This is a genomic window from Paraburkholderia sp. J7 (assembly GCF_905220155.1).
Lineage (GTDB): Bacteria > Pseudomonadota > Gammaproteobacteria > Burkholderiales > Burkholderiaceae > Paraburkholderia.
The window spans coordinates 18,702-35,737 of record NZ_CAJMYZ010000043.1; the positions used below are offsets into that span (position 1 = coordinate 18,702).

General features: G+C 59.3%; 13 protein-coding genes and 1 pseudogene. 7 read left to right on the plus strand and 7 right to left on the minus strand.

Going from position 1 to position 17,036, the window contains the following annotated elements:
• The first annotated feature begins 636 nt into the window (after positions 1–636).
• The 6 genes from U5A58_RS38800 (at position 637) to U5A58_RS38825 (ending at position 6,826) form a co-directional block, all read left to right on the plus strand.
• A complete protein-coding gene (locus tag U5A58_RS38800; RefSeq protein ID WP_321965250.1) occupies positions 637–1,755 on the plus strand; it encodes an ABC transporter substrate-binding protein in 1,119 nt (372 codons plus the stop codon).
• Between the two features lie 18 nt (positions 1,756–1,773).
• Positions 1,774–2,709, plus strand: a complete 936-nt coding sequence (locus tag U5A58_RS38805) for an ABC transporter permease subunit (protein ID WP_321916602.1) — start codon at positions 1,774–1,776, stop codon at positions 2,707–2,709.
• On the plus strand, positions 2,709–3,500 hold the full coding sequence (locus U5A58_RS38810; protein WP_321965251.1) for an ABC transporter permease: 792 nt from the start codon (positions 2,709–2,711) through the stop codon (positions 3,498–3,500). The genes U5A58_RS38805 and U5A58_RS38810 overlap by 1 nt, the downstream gene beginning before the upstream one ends.
• A 19-nt stretch (positions 3,501–3,519) precedes the next feature.
• The gene (locus tag U5A58_RS38815; protein WP_321965252.1) at positions 3,520–4,590 is read left to right on the plus strand and encodes an ABC transporter ATP-binding protein; all 1,071 of its coding nucleotides are present in this window, start codon (positions 3,520–3,522) and stop codon (positions 4,588–4,590) included.
• Positions 4,591–4,993: 403 nt separating this feature from the next.
• On the plus strand, positions 4,994–5,311 hold the full coding sequence (locus U5A58_RS38820) for a hypothetical protein (protein WP_321965253.1): 318 nt from the start codon (positions 4,994–4,996) through the stop codon (positions 5,309–5,311).
• Positions 5,312–5,998: 687 nt separating this feature from the next.
• On the plus strand, positions 5,999–6,826 hold the full coding sequence (locus U5A58_RS38825; RefSeq protein ID WP_321965254.1) for a tyrosine-protein phosphatase: 828 nt from the start codon (positions 5,999–6,001) through the stop codon (positions 6,824–6,826).
• 490 nt (positions 6,827–7,316) lie between these two features.
• On the opposite strand, the gene U5A58_RS38830 is transcribed toward U5A58_RS38825, so the two are convergent.
• From U5A58_RS38830 to U5A58_RS38860, 6 genes and pseudogenes are all read right to left on the minus strand, one after another.
• On the minus strand, positions 7,317–9,242 hold the full coding sequence (locus U5A58_RS38830; protein ID WP_321965255.1) for an SMP-30/gluconolaconase/LRE-like region family protein: 1,926 nt from the start codon (positions 9,240–9,242) through the stop codon (positions 7,317–7,319).
• Positions 9,243–10,318: 1,076 nt separating this feature from the next.
• On the minus strand, positions 10,319–10,792 hold the full coding sequence (locus U5A58_RS38840; RefSeq protein ID WP_321965256.1) for a hypothetical protein: 474 nt from the start codon (positions 10,790–10,792) through the stop codon (positions 10,319–10,321).
• Positions 10,793–11,157: 365 nt separating this feature from the next.
• Positions 11,158–11,520, minus strand: coding sequence for a hypothetical protein (locus tag U5A58_RS38845; RefSeq protein ID WP_321965257.1), 363 nt, complete (start codon positions 11,518–11,520; stop codon positions 11,158–11,160).
• A 50-nt stretch (positions 11,521–11,570) separates the two neighbouring features.
• Positions 11,571–11,923, minus strand: a pseudogene (locus tag U5A58_RS38850) (DUF4365 domain-containing protein).
• Between the two features lie 321 nt (positions 11,924–12,244).
• Entirely contained in the window at positions 12,245–13,306 is a 1,062-nt protein-coding gene (locus U5A58_RS38855) for a class I SAM-dependent methyltransferase (protein WP_321965259.1), read from the minus strand.
• A gap of 25 nt (positions 13,307–13,331) precedes the next feature.
• Positions 13,332–14,711 carry a monooxygenase gene (locus U5A58_RS38860; RefSeq protein ID WP_321965260.1) on the minus strand — a complete coding sequence of 460 codons (1,380 nt, stop codon included), beginning with the start codon at positions 14,709–14,711 and terminating at the stop codon, positions 13,332–13,334.
• Between the two features lie 117 nt (positions 14,712–14,828).
• Here U5A58_RS38860 and U5A58_RS38865 point away from each other — a divergent pair, with 117 nt between their 5' ends.
• On the plus strand, positions 14,829–16,382 hold the full coding sequence (locus U5A58_RS38865) for an alpha/beta fold hydrolase (protein WP_321965261.1): 1,554 nt from the start codon (positions 14,829–14,831) through the stop codon (positions 16,380–16,382).
• 389 nt (positions 16,383–16,771) lie between these two features.
• On the opposite strand, the gene U5A58_RS38870 is transcribed toward U5A58_RS38865, so the two are convergent.
• Positions 16,772–17,036: SET domain-containing protein (locus U5A58_RS38870; RefSeq protein WP_321965262.1), on the minus strand; the 265-nt coding region annotated here is incomplete at its 5' end.

Sequence of the window (17,036 nt, forward strand, 5' to 3'; positions counted from 1 at the left end):
AGCACCGTTGTCGCACCGGTGGCCACGCAATCATTGAGCGTGCCGCCAGTCAAGATGACTTGATTCGCGGCCCGTGCGTGCTCGGGCGTTTGTGATGTGCTGCACAATCGGAGCGCGACGCCGACCGAGTACGTGACGATCGTGAGATTGGTGAGCTTCGCAAATTAACGAGAATGGCGATTGCCGTACCGGCATCGACGAATACTGTCTGACCGTCGTGAATGATGCCGACCGCGGGCCTGGCAACCGACGTCTTCACCCGGACGCGCATGCGGGTGTGTGCGTAGGTACCCGTGCCTCATTATCGGCGGGCATGGCACCCCCATGAATGCGCCGCCCTTTTCCAGGTCGAGCAGGTCGCGGCGCAGCGTTTTGCGCGACACGCCGGGATCCTCCATGATCCTCTCGTTCGAGACACGGCCCAGCATCGACAAGAGGCGCATATCTGCTCGTACGAACAGCTCAATCGTGGGATCTGGCAATCGGGGTTCCGTCGGCGCGACGGTATGCCGCCTGCATCCGCCAAAACGCGAAGTTACACGTTTTCGACAGCTTGCAAAATTCTGGATTTAAATCTAGCCTGCACCAGCAATCGGCGGATCTCTTCAACGCACTACCTTCCATCCGGGAACAGCGATGACGATGAAGCGTATCTGGGCGTGCCGTGTCCTTTCGATCTCTGCAACGGCTGGACTGGCTGCGGGCGGCAGTAATCCTGCATCGGCTGCGCCACCGGACGCGCTCGTGGCAGCCGCCAGGCAGGAAGGGCAGTTGACCACGATCGCCCTGCCGCATGACTGGTGCGGGTACGGCTCGATGATCGCCGCATTCCAGAAAAAGTATGGCATCCACGTCAACGAACTCAACCCTGATGCAGGCTCGGGGGACGAGATCGAAGCGATCAAGGCGAACAAAGGCAACAAGGGACCACAAGCGCCCGACGTGATCGATGTCGGCCTGTCGTTCGGACCATCCGCGAAAAAAGAAGGCCTGTTGCAGCCTTACAAGGTATCGACGTGGGACTCGATCCCGGCAGCTTCCAAGGACGCGGAAGGCTACTGGTACGGCGACTACTATGGCGTGCTTGCGTTCGAAGTCAACGCGGACATGATCGACAAGGCGCCGGCCGATTGGGGCGATCTGCTCAAATCGGACTACCGCAATGCGGTCTCGCTCGCCGGTGACCCGCGCTCGGCGAATCAGGCCATTCAGGCCGTCTATGCCGCCGGCCTTTCGCAAAGCAAAGGAGATGCAACGAAGGCGGACCAGACGGGCCTCAAGTTCTTCGCCGATCTGAACAAGAGCGGCAACTTCGTGCCGGTAATCGGCAAGGCCGCATCACTGGCGCAGGGCACGACGCCGATCATCGTGCGTTGGGACTACAACGCGCTTGCCGATCGGGACACGCTCAAAGGCAACCCGAAGGTACAAGTCATTGTGCCGAAGACAGGCGTGGTGGCGGGCGTCTATGTGCAGGCGATCAGTGCCTATGCGCCTCATCCGAATGCCGCAAAACTGTGGATGGAATTCCTCTACTCTGACGAAGGGCAGCTCGGTTGGCTTGCCGGTTATTGTCATCCGATGCGCTACAACGAACTCGTCGCGCAGAAGAAGGTGCCGGCAGCGCTGCTCGCGAAGCTGCCACCTGCATCGGCGTACGGCAACGCGGTCTTTCCGACGCTCGATCAGCAGAACGCCACGAAGGACGTCGTGACCAAAGGCTGGGATCAGGTCGTTGGCGCGAACGTGAAGTAGGCACGCGAGACCGCCGGGATGAGCGCATCTCCGCAGCCAGACGCCTCGGGCCCGGACTTGCTGACGCCTGCCGGGCCCGCGCCGAAATCCGGTCCGGTGCGCGACAGCGGCGGGGCAAGCTGGCTGACTTATGCGGGCGTCGTGCCGTTTTTCGCATTCGCGCTGCTATTTCTTTTATTGCCCACCGCGCTTCTGATGATCGGCGCGTTTCAGGATGCGCAGGGGCACTTCACGCTGGCGAATCTTCGCGAGCTGTTCGAACCGGCCGTGCTCGATGCCTACTGGATCAGCGTGAAGGTGAGCGTCGCCTCCGCGACCGGCGGGGCGATCTTCGGCGCGCTGCTCGCGTGGGCCGCGGTGCATGGTCGGTTACCCGCGTGGATCCGCCCAACGCTCATGACCTTTTCTGGCGTCGCGTCCAACTTCGCGGGAGTGCCGCTCGCCTTCGCGTTCATCAGTACATTGGGGCGCGTGGGTCTCGTGACGGTGCTCGCACGGAAATATCTGGGCTTCAATCTCTATTCCACCGGGTTCAGCATTCTGAGCTTCCTCGGGCTGACCATTACGTACCTTTACTTCCAGATTCCGTTGATGGTGCTCATCATCACGCCGGCGCTCGATGGCCTGAAGCGCGAGTGGCGCGAAGCGTGCGACTGCCTCGGCGGCACGGCGGCGCAATACTGGCGCTACGTCGGTCTGCCGGTCCTCTGGCCGAGCTTTCTGGGTGCGGCCCTGGTGCTGTTTGCCAACGCGTTCGGCGCGGTCGCCACGGCTTACGCGTTGACTGGCAGTTCCCTCAACATCGTTCCTATCCTGCTGTTTGCGCAGATTCGCGGCGACGTGCTGCATAACCAGAATCTCGGTTACGCCCTCGCGCTCGGCATGATCGTAGTCACGGGCCTGTCCAACGGTGGCTACATCTGGTTGCGTGCGCGAGCCGAAAGGGGGCGCTGATGAAATCGCAATCGCGCGCGGGCGCGTGGGTCACCGTGATCATCGGCACACTGTATTTTTTGATTCCGCTCGCCGCGACCTTCGAGTTCAGTCTGCGGATGCGTCGCGACACGTACAGCTTCGATGCGTACCGCGTTGTCCTGGGAGATCCCCATTTTCAGGCTTCGTTCGGCTATTCGGTGTTGATGGGGTTGCTCACCATCGTGATCGGCGTGCTGCTCGTCGTGCCGACGGCGTATTGGGTGCAACTGCGCTTGCCGAAGCTTCGGCCGGTCGTGGAGTTCATCACCTTGCTGCCGCTCGTGATACCGGCCATCGTGATCGTCTTTGGCTACGTGCGCATCTATAGCAGCAGTTCGATTTTGCCGTTCACCAGTAACGAACGCGCAACCGATCTGCTACTCGTATTCGGTTACGTCACGCTGTCGCTGCCTTTTATGTACCGCGCCGTCGATGCGGGTATGCGCGCCGTTGATGTACGCTCGCTGACCGAGGCCGCCGAATGTCTCGGCGCGGGCTGGGCGACGATCCTTTTCCGCGTGATTTTCCCGAACGTGCGCTCGGGAATTCTGTCTGGCGCGTTCCTGACGTTCGCCGTGGTGATCGGCGAATTCACGATCGCGAGCCTGCTGGATCGCCCGGCGTTCGGACCGTATTTGCAGTTGATCGGCGCGAACCGCGCTTACGAGCCCTCGGCGCTGGCGATCATCGCCTTCATTGTCACGTGGGCATCGATGGGTTTGATCCAGGTGTTCGGCTCGGCGCGCGCGCTGGCCGGCCATAAAACTTGAGCCGGTGAGGCCGCGACCCATGGCATTTCTCGAGATCGACAATCTCCACAAGGCGTTTGGGGCGAATGTTGCGGTGCATCAGTTCGACATGAGCATCGCACAAGGCGAATTCATCACCTTTCTCGGCCCGTCGGGCTGCGGTAAGACGACCGTACTGCGCATGATCGCCGGATTCGAAGCGCCCACGCGCGGCGCGATCCGTCTGAACGGTCGTGACGTTACAAGTGTGCGCACACGCGATCGCGCCGTCGGCATGGTGTTCCAGTCCTATGCGTTGTTTCCGAACATGACGGTGGCGCAGAACATCGGCTTCGCGTTGAAGGTCGCAAAGCGTTCAGAGAAGGAGACGAGCGGGCGTGTTGCAGAGATGCTGGAACTCATCAAATTGCCGCATCTCGCCGGGCGCTATCCGTGGCAATTGTCCGGTGGGCAGCAACAGCGTGTGGCCTTGGCTCGTGCGCTCGCAAGTAAGCCACAAGTGCTGCTGCTAGATGAACCGCTTTCCGCGCTCGACGCAAAAATTCGCGTCTCGCTGCGCGAAGATATACGGGCACTGCAGCGTGAGCTTGGCATCACCTCGATCTTCGTCACGCACGATCAGGAAGAAGCGTTGTCGATGTCGGACCGCATCGTCGTTATGAACGACGGGCGTGTCGAGCAAGTGGGGGCGCCGCTCGATATATACAATTTTCCGCGCACACGCTTTGTCGCGACGTTCGTGGGAACGCTCAATATCCTGGCCGGGCGTGTGATCGATCCTGCAACGGGACGCATTGCCGTTGACGGTCAGGAACTCGTGACATCGCGGCCGCTCCCATCGGACGATGCCGGCAAGGAGCGTGTGCTGGCGTTGCGTCCCGAGGCAATTCTGCTGGAGCCGCCATCGAGCGACCGCAACTCGCTGGCGGCGACGGTTGAAGAGATCAGCTTCCTCGGTTCCGTGGTGCGCATTCGCGCGCGGGTCAGCAGCGCAATCGTCACCCTCGATGTCTTCAACGATCCGAACCGGATCCTGCCCGAACGCGGGCAGCCAGTTGCGCTTGGCTTTTCGCACGACAATCTGCTCGTGCTGGATGAGAACGTGCACTAGCAGGGATTGCTGATCGATAGTCTGGAGCACGCTGACATCGACAACCAGAACGCGTAGAAGGCCGGGAAGAAGGCCGACAAGCCCCCGCGTGAAGCGATGGATCCGTTGCCAAAGACTTTCATCAAGCCGTTCAATCGCAGAGCGCATGCAGTTGGCACTGAGCCTTGAAACAAACGCCCCACATCCTGTAGGCGTACGAAGATAGCTGCAGCGAGGCTGATGTAGAGCTGCAATCGATCCTGTTCGTCGAAACCACGGAGACCTGGCGCAAAGGGGGCGTTCAAGGAGACAGATTTAATGTGCTCTACGGGTGTTGATGTGCCAGACAACTTGCGCTACGCATCATGACTGCCGAGCTCGCAAGGGGATACACTGCAACTTGCGATGGATACAGGAGGCGGAGATGATCAATTCTGACCCCCAAAGCACTTTCCGAGGACTACCGCTTACACCAGAGCAGGACGCGGAAGTGCGGCACTACATCAAGGTCCGTACGCAGCACGGTTTGCCCTGGGATACGGCGGAACTGCGCGCGATGCTCAGAGATATGCTGCAGCCCCCAGTTGACGACAACGGTGATGTTGATCCGGCAGCGGCCGAAATGAAAGGAGCAGCCGAACGTGCGACGGGATTGGTCGATGAGGAGATAGACCCCATCGAGGCGAATGAGGAGCAAAACGCGGCGATGGAGTCGGAGTGGATGAAAGGACCCAGACGTTAGGGCTCCGAGTACTCATATTTGTCGATCGGGTCTCGTACAACGGCTCCAAGTGCGCTGCGCTGCATATCTAGAGGATCCCTGAGTATATTGCCGGAATGAAGCAGATAAGGACGGATGCCGTGTACGCGCTACGTGGCTCACATTAGTGACAAGCAGACAGGCGAGGCAGTTCGACAGGGTTCTTGTTCCGCCAGGAAAATATCACTTGAAACCGTAGTTTGGTTGTCCGTCCCAGTTCGACCCTTTCCAGACGCCCATCGTAGAGATCTGCGAATGTCGGATTCGGGGCACTCAGTGATCGTTCGCAATCGGCGGCGATGGGCCATTTCGAGACCGAGCCAGGCACGAGTCAGATCGTCCGAATTCGAAGGCGCGTCCCGCAGGGCTACTCCGCGCGTTATAGTCTGCCGACTCCTCTTGTGCGTCAGGACGCTCATGAGACGCTCGCCTATCGGATGCCCAACTCAGCTAGCATCGGTATTAAACGTCCGGTGGCGCAAAATTACAAAACAATGGCGTCCATTCAGAAAAGCATATCGCCGGCTTGATTTATTGTGCAGTTTCCACGGGCCATCCCGCTTCGCACGTCAATTGCGCGAGCTCAGGTAGGCATTGGATTCCTCTTTCTTCTTCCTGTCGCAGAACCGCACGAGTGCGGGTGACGACAAACGAAACCGGAAACAACATATGTCCAGCGAGATCTCTTCGCTTCTGTCTGGCGCCGCCTCCGCAGAGGTCTTTCAGTCAGGTCAGGGATTCGAAACCGCAAACACCAGCCCACGACTGGCGTTCGAGAACATTCACAATCTGCGCGACCTAGGTAGCCTGCGTAGCCGCGACGGCAGACGCCTGCGCTCGGGTCGGCTCTTCCGCAGCGGCAATCCGGGTATGGCAAGCGCCACCGACATCGCGCGGCTGAGAACGCTTGGCCTCGACGCTGTGATCGATTTTCGTTCGCCAGAAGAAAAGTCTCCAGAAGAAAGCGGATTCGCCGAAGCATTCAAGTGGATGGCACTGCCGGTGCTGGAAGGCAGCATGAACATGAACGAACTGGTGCCGCGGCTGCGAAGCGCGACACGGCAGGAAATGGACGACTTCGTGCTGCAGCTGTATCGCGATTTCCCAATCAAGCACCAGTCTGCTTTTGGCAGTTTCATGAAAGAGGCAGAAGCGGGCCGCACGTTGCTCTACCACTGCAGCACAGGCAAAGACAGGGCCGGTTTTGCCACTTTCCTGCTGCTGTCAGCACTTGACGTGGATGCGGAGGCGATTCTGGCCAACTACCTGGAGTCGAACCACTGGAACCGGCGACTCGTCCAGGGGCTGCTGGGACGCGTCGAATCCCTCGGTATTTCGCCCGACGTGGCAATGCCATTACTGGAGGTCCGCTCAGGATATCTTCAAACGTCACTACGGACTATCGAGCAGGAATGGGGCAGCACTGCGCAATTCCTGGGTGAGGTGCTGGGCATCGACGTGCAGCGGGTGCGCGAGCACTATCTTGAGCAAGCTTGACCCAAATCAGCGAGACGATCGACGATTCTGACAAATGAGCTGAGTCGATCTCCGAACGTCAGTTCCCGCCGCGAAGTGCAATAGCCTGAATTGGCTCGGCGAATACACGAGAACATGATCGCGTTCAAAGGGCTGCTGATTGATGTAGAGCGGCCAGTGGAATGACCACGTGATGGCGATGGCGAACGACTGGTTGTGGCCGACTGTGCGCGTTCGCACGCTTCACCGTAAGCCGCCCGTGGAAACACGTCGTCCTGTAACAGCGGCAGCTTTGTAGCGTCATGGCTCAGCGCGTGCAACCGGCCAGTTTCTGCCTCTCGAACAAATGACGCGACGGTCTGCTTGCAACCTGCAATGTGATGGACGCGCTTGAAAAGCGAGTCTCACCGTCTATCGCTCAACGATCCATTGACAGCGCCGTTGTCTGCGCGCTTCGGTTTGCCAGATTGCCAGTCTGAGGCCGGGGAGTTGCCATAAGGGGCACGTGTGATCATGGAGTCCAACGATAAACAACGATGCTGGAGCCGTTGTAGTCGTCCTTCGTGACCACGTACTCCCCGGTCGATCGAAGGTGCGATCCAAGACCGTACATCGAATCCACGTCATTGCCGACGTACACGTTGCTGGGGTTGCTGTTGGTGAACGTGTTGTCCAGGCTACCCGTCGTCAGATTGAAGGCGTCGATGTTCGGCACGGTGTGGACGTAGCCAACAAAGAGGTAGTTGCCGGCAGCCGTGAGGGACTTCGGATTGGCGCTGGTGAGCGTGATAACTGGGTTCGGGTTGGTCGTGTTGCCAGCAAGCCATCCGTGGTAGACCTCTACGCGAGTTCCGATGCCGGTCCAGTCCGTGCTGCCCGTGATGCGCTGCCCGAGGATCATCGTGTCGCTTTCGGGAAGGTAGATGATGCGGCTCAGATCACCGATCGATGCAGGAACCGGCACAGTCACGGGCGCTCCCCACGACGGTCTGCCATTCGCATCGAACCCGGTCAGCGGCCAATGCCAGATCTGGTTCGTCTTGTCCAGGCCCGCCCACACGTCGCCCCTGCTGTCGAGGCAGAAGCCGTTGCGAACCCGTGCAGTGGCATTGAACAGCGTGCCCGGCAACGCCCCATCCGGGACGGCCGTGTAGCCCTGGGCTGGGTCGAAGTGGAAGAAGTAGAAGCCGTCTGGGTTCTGGTCAGTGGCGACCAGCACCCTGTTTGTTCCCGCGCCCGCAATCATGCCGAAGTGCAGGCCGCGACCCGGATAAGTCACATCGAGGCGGGGGTCGGACGGATACGTGAACGGGTCAATGGTACTGGCGACAAACTTCCAGTCCGCACTACCTGTGCCTGAATAGATGTTCTCGCCGGAATAGAACACGGTTGCGTCAGTCGCCGGATCGGGGGCGGCTATCGCCTCGAAATTCAGTGCGCGCAGGTTGTAGAGGAGCTTGCCTGTCGGGCTGTATGCGTAAAGGTCTGTGCCGCCCGTGCGGCCGAGGTCCCACGAACCTCCCCAAGGTTGGCAAAGTATGTAGAGATTTCCCGCAGCATCTTTACCAATTCCATCAATTCGGGTGAAGCGTAGACTTCCCACCTGTCCTTTCGTACCAGTAGAACTGTCCAGGTATCCTCCCCTCACGCCAAACGTGGAGACCAAAGTGAATGTACGCGTCTCGTAGGTCTTCGCGTTCTGGTCCGGGCCTGCGTCGCCGATCCAGAGGTATTGGGTAGTCGGATCGAAGTAGAGGGCGTGCGGCGCGTCACCAACCGGCAGGGAGAGCGTGTGAAGGATGGTGCCGGTCTGGCTGATCTGGAGAACCGTTCCTTCGGCTTCCTGTGCGACGAGAATATTGCCGTTGCGGTCGAATGCGAGCGCGCCTGGGTCGGTTACAGCAATGTCGCGGAGCCACGTACCATTGACCTGGTAGAGGCGTAGGCGGTTGCCCGGATGATCGCTCGCTACCCAAAAGTTGCCCCAGGTAGCGATGCCGGTGATGACGTCTGCGTGGCGCTCCGTGGTGTCCGAGCTAACCTGGATTTGCTGATCGTTGGCTCCAGTCGCGCGGACGTAACGGAATACCATGCCGCTGGAGTAAGCGCCATTGACCCGCCCCCACTGGCGCGGAGCCCATAGATAGGTGGTGTTGCCAGTAATCGCGCTGCCCTGTGGTTCACCGTGCGCGCCGATGGATCCGGCATTCAGGCCGTTGTTGTAGATCGCGATGCCACCCTCGTTCTCATCCCATAACGAGGCGGTGTAGATGGTGCCTTCTGGTGAGACCCACATAGACCGGGCAGCATTACCTACGTGAGTGGCGTTAGTCCCAAACGTATTCGCTATCCAGTCGGTCGTGTACTGCCCCTGACACTCTGGCGTAATCGAACTGCTCAGCACAACCGCAAGGAATGCGGCATAGATTCGGTTCATGAGTTACCCCCAAGATCTACAGCACGTGCAGCGGCTGCCATCAGGAGACCGGATGGCTTTTCACTAAGGCGGCTGGCAAGTGAAGCGTGCGGTCCGGCGCGATGAAATCGGCGGACCTACAGGCCGGCGCGTTACGCGCTTTTTTAGTCGATCGACGTGCTTCTGAAAAATAGTGTTGTGGGCGCGAAACCCGAAGACGAAGCTGAGCCCGAGTGTGCGATAGCGCACCTTTACATTTTTGTGGCGCTTCTATTACATCAGCGGGCTCTGCCGCATCTGGTCATATGGATCAAGGATCGACCGCTCCACTTTTGGAAGCAGCCGTTAAGCTCGGCTGAGCTGGAGGTACGAAATGGGTCTGGTGTGTCCCGTCCGACGAGCAGTCACGACTAACGCGAGGCGGCTGGTACGTACAATCAATTGGTATTGCCTGTGCCGCATACGCGGAGCGCAGAACGAGACGCGTACGTGGACTTTTCCTGCACTAGAATGGGTTATTGCGAGCGTCGTAGACAGTATCTGGCCAGCATGACCTGCAGGATTGTCGTTGGAGGAATGCCATGCCGACTTACCAGCACAGGTGCGAGAAGTGCGGAGATGTTTGAACATGCCGAGCATGTTGCTGAACATGCAACCGCTCATCCGGTTTGTCCGAAGTGCGGGGGCGAAAAGGCTCAGCACATACCCACGCCATTTGTGGCGAAAACATTCAGAAAGAGCTGAAATCTGTCTGACCGAGCGAGGGCATAGTCCTGGCCATGAGCGGTCATCCGCTCACACGGTTGCTCAGACATTGATCCGTCGGCTCCGCTCAATAACCGGCCATTTGGTTCGCAATGTCGAAGTGTTGCGCTTCGGCCTTTTCGGACATTGGGGCGGGCCGGGTTTTGCGTCAGCAATGCAGCGGCGGATTGCTGACGGTGGCAGCATTGAACTGCCGAACGTCAGCTTCCTCCAATGACGAACTCACACTCTCGACCCTCTCCGGTCACCTGTGGCTGCACTAGCACGGCGGCCGCTTCGAAGGCAAATCGGCCATCTGTGACGCAGTGCGAACAGTGACCTGCCCATCATTGTTAATCACCTCCACCGGTCAAATATTGAAACCGAATGAATTTCTCGCCATTTCGATCGAAGTACGCTTTGCTGCAAGTGTTGCCTATCGACTCACATGCCGTGACTGCGCATTCGGATTGCTCAGGAACGACGATGTGAATATCGGATAACCCGCATTGATGACCATGTGAAATGAGCAGTTCGCCTACCTGCTTGAGTAGTTCCGGGTTGTCGTGCTCTTCTGACAACCTCGCACAAACATGACCTATTTCAGAAACTTCTTGCGGGTCTTGTTCGAGAATCAAGCTTGCTATACCCACGCGGGTATTGTCATCCGTGAACACATCATAGAAATACGCCGGCGCGCCAGTTGGTTTATATACTTTGACGCGACTCGGGTGGATTTCAAAGCCTTCGCCGCTGAGTATTTTCGGGGGCAGGATGTTGTCTGCGGGTACCGCATCACGTAATTCGTTGCCTTTTGGGGCGGTCATAACTTTTTCCTCCATACTGTAACCGCAGGGACAAGACATGCCGGTTGGACCATGCGCCCTCAGTTGGTATAGGTCTCGCGACGCAGAAAACAACTCGAACCTTTGCCGAAATGTTCGTTGGCGCTCTGTCCCCCTCGTTGCGTGGGTCCGTCGACCTTTCGGGACGTTGCGCCTGAACCTTAACCTTCTTTCGAACGCGCATCCTAGACTAGGAGTTAAGGAACATAATCGGACTATCAGGCGATCGGATTGCCTTGATAGTATTCGCTAATCAGACTTCCATCACCCTGCAACTCTCCAATACTTGGCCAATCTCGATCAAATAGGAGATGCGACAGCGAAAGATTTTCTGTATTGGCGCATAATTACAGCCATTCATCGCTGTAGCGAAATGATTCACGCGATTCAGCTATTGGGAAAAGCATCAACTGCTCGCCATAGACGAGATTTCCTTGTAAATGTCTAAGAACCTCTTTAAGCTCGGAAAGATTAAATTCTCCGTATCGCGCATAAAGCCAATGCACCATCACTGTTTTGCCTTCCATGTTGACAAGGTGTCGATACCAGTGATAGTCCCTTGGCATTGCATAGGGGCCACAAAATTCAATTCGCCCAGAATATTTTGCATGCATCCAAGCCTGAAGGCATAAATCAATTATTTTATCAACTTCATTTCGATTTGCGATTTCATCAAGTTTCCATTTAGAATCGGATAGCACATTAGACATCGGAATCAATATTTTCCACGATGTGGCTAGTCGCTCGATCGCTCCGGGAGTCACCTCGGCCCTACTCTACTTTCCGGATGGCACAGGATAATTAGAACTGGGAGCGAATGGCCCGTCCAATAATCCAAATGTTTTAATTCCCCACGAAAAACAAAGGAATTTCCTTCTGTTTCGGAAAAAAAGATTTTCCGCATTTAATTTGCAATGCAATTAATCGGCCGGTTCCTCGCGCTTCTGTCTTATTTTTTCGGTCGACGATCTCAAGCTCGGCATCGATTCCGATGTCGCGCTTCGCTGTTTCCCGGAATATGTGCCCAAGTTTCTCAGATATCTCATATTCCGCAATTCTCAAACCGAGAGCCTCTGAATCAGAGCTTGATGTAACGCTTGGAAGATAGGCCATGTGACAGTTTTTCCGATGAAAAAGAGAGAATGCCGGTGCAACATTTTTGTTGTTTGTGCGGTCGACTGTCAACGGATAGAAAAAGTGGCGACTATTTCCACTCGGCTCGTCATATCCTTGCCTCCACCACGGTGGGTATCCGATAGTGCAACGCTGACTCTGGGCGGTCGCATGACCGCTTGCTGAGTGGAACTGCCGTCTGCGTGTCTTGGCAACGTGTCGGACGAAGGTCTCTTCATGGCCGCCTACTGCCCGATGCGCTCAGCGGTACGTCCTGCTCTGGCTTGCACCGCTTTTGCCCTCAAAGGGCCATAAATCAGCTCACGCCTGCGCTTGAAAGACGAGGTTGAAGGGCGTCTGCGTCGCACGACGGAAGCGCGTGAAGCCACCCGCCGTCACGACCTGCATGAGCCGGGCTTCGCCGGCTTGCGCGCCTAGCGCCATTCTGCCTTCCTGCGATAACGATGCCCCGGTGCAGAACATCGTGGAGGCAGAATAAAACAGGCGTCCCACGGGATTCAGATTGTCTTCCAGTCGATCGTTTGCGAAGGGCTCGACGATCATCCACGTGCCATCGCGCTTCAGCGAACCCAGCACATGAGCGGCAGCGCCCGCCGGGTCGCCCATGTCATGCAGGCAGTCAAAAGATGCGACAAGGTCGTAGTCGGCGCCGGGGTATTGCTGCGCGGTGGCCACTTCGAACGTGACGCGATCGCTGACCCCGGCTTCGTGCGCCGCTTCGCGCGCTCGCTGGATGGAGGGTTCGTGGTAGTCGAAGCCGACGAACGTAGAATTCGGATAGGCCAGCGCCATCAGAATCGTGGATGCACCATGACCGCAGCCGACATCCGCTACCCGGGCAGTCCGCGCCTTGAGGGTTGCTTCGACGCCGTCGAGCGCCGGAATCCAGTCGTTGATCAGATGAGCGACATAGCCGGGCCGAAAAAATCGCTCCGTTCCCCTAAATAATGACGGGTGATGCTGGTGCCAGCCGACTCCGAGGCCGGTGCGAAACGCGGCCTCCAGCTTGGGAAGGCTCCGAAACATGGCTTCGGCGCAGTCGCAAAAACCCGGAACAAAAGTCGGGCTACTCTCTTCGGAAAAACACAGCGCCATTTCGTTTTCGAGCTGATAGGATGCCGTCGCCGCGTCGTACTGGATAAACCCCGATGCCGCCTGCGCAGCAAGCCACTCGCGCACGTATCGTTCTGCCAGGCCGGCGCGCTCGGCCACCTGCGTCGAACTCATCCAGCCCTGTTGGGCCATGGCCTTGTACAGGCCGAGCCGGTCGCCCAGCGCAATGAGCGGCGCGGATGCAATCGCGCCGAACTCGCCGATCATGCGCCCCATGAAGTTTTCTAACTTCTGTTCGTCGTATTCCATTTGTCGCCTCCTCCATGAAGAAAAATCAGTCCGCCGGAGTGCAGTCCGAGCTTTCGACCCAAGGCGAAGAAAATGGCGGCGCAACCCGCCGGCTACCACGCCAGACCCGCCAGGCAATCGCAGGGCTCAGTAGCGAAGGCGGTGAGGCCGTCAGGTTGACGACCTTCAGAAATGCCGTGGTCAGTGTGCTGTCGTGAGTCGCGGCAAGATGCAGCCTTCCTATGTACCAGTTGAGGAAGCGAAGCATCGGCGCTCGCGTGCCCCTGATTTGCGGGTGGCGCAGGTCGTTGCCCACTGCGATCTCCCACGGTATATCGATGATCCGTGCAGCACGCCCGAAAAATCGCCGCGCAAGATCGATCGAGCCCGCGCGCAGGCACTGTTGCAGCGCCAGCGCCTCCAGTGCCGCCACGGTCATGCCCTGTCCATAAACCGGATTGAAGCTGCAGATGGCGTCACCAAAGGTGAGGTAATTTTCGGGGAAGCGTGCGAGAGCCTCGTAGCGTCGTCGCTGGCTGGAGGCGTAGCGGTAGCGCCGGTAGTCGCTCAACGGCTCCGCGTTGGCGACCACGTCGTGAATCTCCCTGGTGGGCAAGGTCGCCAGATAGGCGAGAAAGCCCTGATCGTTATCCGGTGCGTCGTCGCTGAGAAAGCCGCCGGCACTGACGATCCAGCGGTCGCCCTCCTGCGCGAGCAGGACGCCGTTTCGCCAGTTCGGCGCACTGCCGGCTACGACGATGCCCTGCCGGCCGCCAAGGTCAGTCCGCCGGCGGCGATAGGTACGGGTCATATAGCTAATGCCGATCTCGACCTTCTCGACGGCCGGAGGCAGATATCCGAGTTCTTCGAGCCACGCCGCACCGGATGAACCGCGGCCAGTCGCATCCACGACGAGATCCGCATCGATGGTTTGTTCCGGTCCGGCGTCGGCACGCATGCGCACACCGGTTACGCGTTTGCGAGCGGCGTCGCTGGCAAGGCCCACCACGGCGCAATGTTCGATGGCGCGCACGTTTCGCAATGCAAGCAGCCGTCGCCGGACATGACCTTCGAGCACGGGCCGGCTCGCCAGCAAGCCGAACAGGCCGCTCTTGCCGCGGGCAAGCGTCACGTTGCGGCCTATCCACGTAATATCGTTGGCGACATCGCCGACCAGGCCGCCGCTTTGCGTGACCACGTCATCGATATAGCCCGGGAAGAATGCCTCGAGCACCGCGCTGCCGCGCGCAAGCAGTCCATGCGTGTGGCGTCCCTGCGGAACACCCTTGCGCGGCGTGTCGGCTGCCGGAAGCACGTCACGCTCCAGCAGGGTCACCGTGGTGTAGAAGTCTGCCAGTGCGCGGGCGGCCATCAGACCTCCCATGCTGGCGCCAATTACGATCGCATGCGTACCCAGATTCTTCATGGCAATCCTCCAGTTCGGCCCTTCGCGACGGGTCACTGACAACCGTCTGGCGCGAATGGTAGGATCGGCTCGTCCCTTGAGCGTCCCCTGGACGCTGTCATTGAGGATCGCAACATCATGGCTCTGTTCAGCGTGCGGACGCTCGGATTTCCTGAGATCCGTCGGGATGGGCAGCTGTGCCAGCTGACCCTGCGAAAAGGACTGGCCCTGCTGATCTATCTGGCCGAAGCGAAGGGGGCCGTCGCGCGCGACCTCGTCGCAACCATGTTGTGGCCGGAAAGCGGCGAAGAGGTCGTGCGCGCGCGGCTGCGTCGTCTGTTGCATCGCCTCCAGCTGATACTCGGTGACGACGCTCTCACGATCGACCGGTCGACGGTTCGATGGTCGTCGTCGGTCGGCCTGGACGTGGATTCCCAACTTTTCGAGCAGGCCTGCGATCGCGGCGAGTTCGAGTGGGCGTGCCGCCACTATTCCGGCGACTTTCTCGCGGGTTTTTCGCCGGGCGATTGCCCGCAGTTCGACGAGTGGGCTTTCTTTCACCGTGAGGCCCTGCGGGGTCGTCTGATTCAGGCGCTGGAGCGGGAGGTGCGCGACAGGAATGCGGCCGCCGACTACGCCGCGGCTGCCGCGCACGCGGGTAGTCTTGTCGAGCTCGATCCGCTTAGCGAGGTGTACGGGCGGCATCTCATCCGCAATCTGCTGCTCGCTGGACATCGGGCCGCCGCCGAGCGCAGCCTCGATGCCTTGACGCAGCGCCTGCGCGACGAGCTCGATATAGAGCCCGAACTGGAAACCCGGTCGCTGTTGAACGTCGGCGCCGCGACGTTGCCCATCGAAGCCCCGCCGTCTACACGCTACGTCAGCGGAGGTGGCGTCCATCTGGCCTTCCAGACATACGGCGCCGGCTGCGTTGACGTACTGCTGCTGCCCGGTTTCGTGTCCCACGTCGAACGGCTTTGGGAGGAGCCACGGTGCCGCGCGCTGCTGTCCTCCATCGCCCGCACGGGCCGTCTGATCCTGTTCGATCGTCGCGGTATTGGCCTTTCCGACCGGGTTGGTTTCAACCCCAACGTCGATGCGACCGCCGAGGATATCGGCACGGTGCTGGACGCTACTGCGAGCCGCCGGGTGGTGCTGTTCGGTGCGTCCGAGGCCGGCCCGGCATGCATCAAGTTTGCCGCTGACCACCCCGAACGGGTTGCTGGCCTTGTGCTCTTCGGCTCGTTGGCCAAGGGATGTGCGACGCCCGACTATTCGTACGCGTTGCAGGCTAGCCAGTACGACGCATGGTTGCAGAAGCTGATAGCGGTCTGGGGCGGGCCCGCCGGGATCGAAACATTTGCCCCGACCCTGGCTGGCGATCCGCAGGCGAGAGCCTGGTGGGCAGGATTGCTGCGCGCCGCGTCGAGCCCGGGCGCTATCAAGGGCGTGCTCGAGGCATTGCGCGACATGGATGTGCGGCACCTGCTCGGGCAGATTTCCATGCCGACCCTGGTACTACACCGTCACGACGATCGTGCCGTTCGCGTTGGCGCCGGCCGGCATCTCGCGAGCCACATCGCACAGGCGAAATTCGTCGAGCTCGAAGGCGCCGATCACTGGGCCTTCGCGGGCGATCAGCAACCTGTCCTCGACAACTTCAGGCAATTTGTCGGCAGTCTTGCTACGTGATTGCGAACGAGCGATGCACTCGCACAAATGCCGTTCGGGCGGCCGCTTTTGTTAGCCGAGGACGAGCTCGCCCGAGCCTCTTCTGAACTCCAGTCTCTCGTGAAGCCTGTATCAGTTGGGCGCACTCGTTTGTACCGCCGGCGCAATGGCCGCTTTTCCGAACCCCTGGATGGCGCGCCAAACGTCCAGTTGCGAGGTACGGCAGCCCCTTCGATTGTCCGTATTGCAACGCAGGCAAATGGCCGCCGCCGACACCGGCACTTCGGCGGCAACGGCGCGTTGAACAAATAATGTCCCAACGGCCACATGCAGTGCGCACCGCGGGCCTTGACGCGTTCGTTGTGCCTGATGTGCGGAGGCTTCCGCGCCTGGTGGCACTGGCCCCGCAGTCACCGCGTACTGCGTTGATGGGAACCGTCTGCGGAGCGAACCTGGATCGGAGCAAGCATGGTCCCGCGGCAACGCCTGGCGCCACAGCGACAGGCGTACTCGCTGGCTGAATCGCCCGCTTTCGCCGAGAGTTCAAGCGCGTAGTCGATGAACAGCTCCTCGCCGGGCTGGATGTCCCTCAGAGCGTTGATGTAGACGCGGCCTGATTGCTCGATCGCCTCGCAGTTCGCCCTGCACGCATGATTGAGCCACCTTGCGCCGTTG

Excerpts from the sequence above, each read along its gene's own strand:
- U5A58_RS38800 (WP_321965250.1), top strand. The coding sequence starts at position 637 with ATGACGATGAAGCGTATCTGGGCGTGCCGTGTCCTTTCGATCTCTGCA.
- U5A58_RS38805 (WP_321916602.1), top strand. The coding sequence starts at position 1,774 with ATGAGCGCATCTCCGCAGCCAGACGCCTCGGGCCCGGACTTGCTGACG.
- U5A58_RS38810 (WP_321965251.1), top strand. The coding sequence starts at position 2,709 with ATGAAATCGCAATCGCGCGCGGGCGCGTGGGTCACCGTGATCATCGGC.
- U5A58_RS38815 (WP_321965252.1), top strand. The coding sequence starts at position 3,520 with ATGGCATTTCTCGAGATCGACAATCTCCACAAGGCGTTTGGGGCGAAT.
- U5A58_RS38820 (WP_321965253.1), top strand. The coding sequence starts at position 4,994 with ATGATCAATTCTGACCCCCAAAGCACTTTCCGAGGACTACCGCTTACA.
- U5A58_RS38825 (WP_321965254.1), top strand. The coding sequence starts at position 5,999 with ATGTCCAGCGAGATCTCTTCGCTTCTGTCTGGCGCCGCCTCCGCAGAG.
- U5A58_RS38830 (WP_321965255.1), bottom strand. The coding sequence starts at position 9,242 with ATGAACCGAATCTATGCCGCATTCCTTGCGGTTGTGCTGAGCAGTTCG.
- U5A58_RS38840 (WP_321965256.1), bottom strand. The coding sequence starts at position 10,792 with ATGACCGCCCCAAAAGGCAACGAATTACGTGATGCGGTACCCGCAGAC.
- U5A58_RS38845 (WP_321965257.1), bottom strand. The coding sequence starts at position 11,520 with ATGTCTAATGTGCTATCCGATTCTAAATGGAAACTTGATGAAATCGCA.
- U5A58_RS38855 (WP_321965259.1), bottom strand. The coding sequence starts at position 13,306 with ATGGAATACGACGAACAGAAGTTAGAAAACTTCATGGGGCGCATGATC.
- U5A58_RS38860 (WP_321965260.1), bottom strand. The coding sequence starts at position 14,711 with ATGAAGAATCTGGGTACGCATGCGATCGTAATTGGCGCCAGCATGGGA.
- U5A58_RS38865 (WP_321965261.1), top strand. The coding sequence starts at position 14,829 with ATGGCTCTGTTCAGCGTGCGGACGCTCGGATTTCCTGAGATCCGTCGG.